Annotated in this window: 2 tRNA genes; both read right to left on the reverse strand. The window is 33.4% G+C overall.

Features of this window, described 5'->3' with window-relative positions:
- Positions 1–769: 769 nt before the first annotated feature.
- Positions 770–845 (reverse strand) — tRNA-Phe (locus BN358_RS17930).
- Between the two features lie 3 nt (positions 846–848).
- Positions 849–925 (reverse strand) — tRNA-Ile (locus BN358_RS17935).
- Positions 926–937: the final 12 nt, after the last annotated feature.

A 937-nucleotide genomic window follows, 5' to 3' on the forward strand; every position in this document is an offset into this window, starting at 1 on the left:
TCGTTTAGCCACTTAACGATGTATTTTTTATTGTTAATATAATTCGCATTGTCTTATTTTCGTGAATAATACTGTTTTTCAAACTAATTATCTCTAACTCCTTCAAAACAGCTCTTACCTCTCATTCTTTATAAAATCATCTAATCGCTCAAACATAAAAGTGAACTGTTTTAAACGCAAAATACAGTCTCTTTTCAACTTAAACTTATTCAGATTATACTGAAATTCATATTACAAGTCCATTATACTTAATAATCAGTATTGGCTAATTTATTGGGCTAGTTGTGCGATAAAAATGCCCCCCTTGAATATGCTTTTAACTTGCCCTTATTGAGTTTTAGCCTACTATGTTGCTTCATACTGTAAATCTATACATATAATGGGCCTACCGTTCTATACTGAAAACTGCCTCACACATAACCATTAATAAGCTTTTATATTAAAGCGCATGTCATAAACCATTTTCCTTTAGTAATAACTCTGAATCCATTTATTGTTTTTCTTCTAATCATTAGTTGTACCAGGTAATATATGTGTAGAAGCTTTTACTTCTAGGGATGAATACTGGATCAAATGGTAGTACTTTAATATCTTTTATATCGAGTCACAATATTAAAGCAATTTTTTATGAATAAATCTATCTATTGATTATATTGTACACCACTTTTATTCTCAACGTTAAGTTGATATGTAGTATTGTTTTGTAGTTCTTAATTTTTTGCAATAAAAAACTGCCTCACGTAGTAACTACATGAAACAGCCTTTTCTTTGGTGCCCAAACGCGGAATCGAACCACGGACACGGAGATTTTCAGTCTCCTGCTCTACCGACTGAGCTATCTGGGCATATGGTGGGCCTTCAAGGACTCGAACCTTGGACCTACCGGTTATGAGCCGGGCGCTCTAACCAACTGAGCTAAAGGCCCATAATATATAAT

This window comes from Sedimentibacter sp. B4 (assembly GCF_000309315.1).
Lineage (GTDB): Bacteria > Bacillota > Clostridia > Tissierellales > Sedimentibacteraceae > Sedimentibacter > Sedimentibacter saalensis.